We start from the raw sequence: 2,033 nt of genomic DNA on the forward strand, positions 1-2,033 counted from the left end.
ACGGCATGCCGGCGCAGATGGATGATATAAAGAACATCCGCCAGGAGCTGGACCTGTGGGACGGTGAAATAAACAGCTATTTTGAGGTGGAAGGCGAGCCTGTAAGGGTACGCACCGTATGCCACCCGCAGCTGGATATGGTGGCCGCCAATGTGCAGTCGCCGCTGGTGGCACAGCACCGCCTGGGCATACATATCCGTTTTCCTTACCCCGGCGGCGACTGGGAAGGCACGCCGGACTACGACCACCCGGATAAGCATAGCACTACCTACCAGTACCTGAACGACCGGCAGGTGCTGTTTGAGCGCCAGCTGGATAAAACCTATTACCAGGTTATACTGCAATGGAATGGTGATGAAGCGCTGCAGCGCAAAGCTCCGCATGATTATGTTTTAAATCCCCTGGGAGAAGATGAAACCCTGGCCTTCAGCTGCCTGTTTACGCCCGCATCGCCGTCAAAAGTACGGGGGGCCGGTCAAAGCGGGCCTGCGGCTAACCTGTTTACCGCGGCTGAACAACGCATCAGCAGCCAGGCCTTCCGGCATATCTGGGGCGACAGCCAGGAGGACTGGCAAAATTTCTGGGAAAGAGGCGGCGCTGTAGACCTTTCCGGCAGCACTGATCCACGGGCGGCGAAGCTGGAGCGCCGCATTGTACTATCGCAATATCTTACCCGCATACAATGCGCAGGCAACACGCCGCCGCAGGAAACAGGGCTTACCTATAACAGCTGGTACGGCAAATTTCACCTGGAAATGCACTGGTGGCACGCCGCGCATTTTGCATTGTGGAGCCGCCCCGAGCTGCTGGAAAAAAGCCTGGCCTGGTATGCCGGCATAAAGAACAAGGCGCGGGAAACCGCGGTGAAGCAGGGCTACAACGGCGTTCGCTGGCCCAAGATGACAGACCCTTCCGGCACAGAAAGCCCTTCGCCTATAGGACCTTTTCTCATCTGGCAGCAGCCGCATTTTATTTATATGGCGGAGCTGTGCTACCGCGACCATCCTGATAACGCCACCCTGCAGCACTATAAAGACCTGGTATTTGCCACTGCGGATTTCATGGCATCCTATTCCTGGTACGATACCGTTAAGCATCAGTACATGCTGGGACCTGCGCTCATACCTGCGCAGGAGCGCTTTGACCAGGCTACTACCATGAACCCTTCCTTTGAGCTGGCTTACTGGCGGTGGGGCCTGCGTACCGCGCAGCAATGGCGCAAACGCCTGAATATGAACCCACAGCCGGAGTGGGACAGCGTTATCGCAAAGCTGGCGCCCTATGCCACTTCAAAGGATAGCCTGTACCTGGCCACGGCCAGCGCGCCGGATTCGTATACTAATCCCCGTTATATGACAGACCACCCGGCTGTATTAGGCATGGATGGTTTTATACCACCCGGGCCGGAGGTGGACAGCGCTATCATGCTGCGTACTTTCCGTAAAATATTGCAATCATGGAACTGGGAAGAAACCTGGGGATGGGACTATCCTTTGGTGGCTATGGCGGCCACCCGCCTGGGACAGCCCGAAGCTGCCATAGATGTGTTAATGAAGCAGGTAACCAAAAATACCTTCCTGCCCAACGGGCATAATTACCAGCGCGATAATTTACGTATATACCTGCCCGGTAACGGCGCCCTGCTTTCTGCCATTGCCATAATGTGCGCAGGGTGGGATGGCTATACCGGCCCCGATGCGCCGGGCTTTCCCAAAAACGGGAAGTGGCAGGTAAAGTGGGAGGGGTTAAAGCCGATGCCGTAACAGTAATTATTCGGTACGTAAGCTCTTTACGGGATTGGCTACAGCTGCCTTTACGGCCTGGAAGCTCACCGTTAAAAGTGCAATCAGCATGGCGGAAAGGCCTGCTGCCGCAAATATCCACCAGGCAATATTGGTGCGGTAGGCAAAGTTCTCCAGCCAGCGGTGCATGCCATACCATGCCAGTGGTGTAGCTGCTACCAGCGCAATGGCAACCAGTACTATAAAGTCCCTGCTTAGCATAGCGGCAATGTTGGCCGCGCTGGCCCCCAG

The 2,033-nt window shown here is 56.0% G+C and carries 2 protein-coding genes; one reads left to right on the forward strand and one right to left on the reverse strand.

All coding sequences use genetic code 11. The annotated features are described in order from the left end of the window. Nucleotides 1–1,763 (forward strand): hypothetical protein (locus VFS25_RS07860; protein ID WP_326461579.1); only part of this gene is annotated, 1,763 nt, incomplete at its 5' end. A gap of 6 nt (nt 1,764–1,769) precedes the next feature. Here VFS25_RS07860 and VFS25_RS07865 read toward each other — a convergent pair. After that, a partial coding sequence (locus VFS25_RS07865) for an ABC transporter permease (RefSeq protein ID WP_414647707.1) occupies nt 1,770–2,033 on the reverse strand: 264 nt, incomplete at its 5' end.

The sequence above is a fragment of the Chitinophaga sp. genome, assembly GCF_035761305.1.
Lineage (GTDB): Bacteria > Bacteroidota > Bacteroidia > Chitinophagales > Chitinophagaceae > Chitinophaga.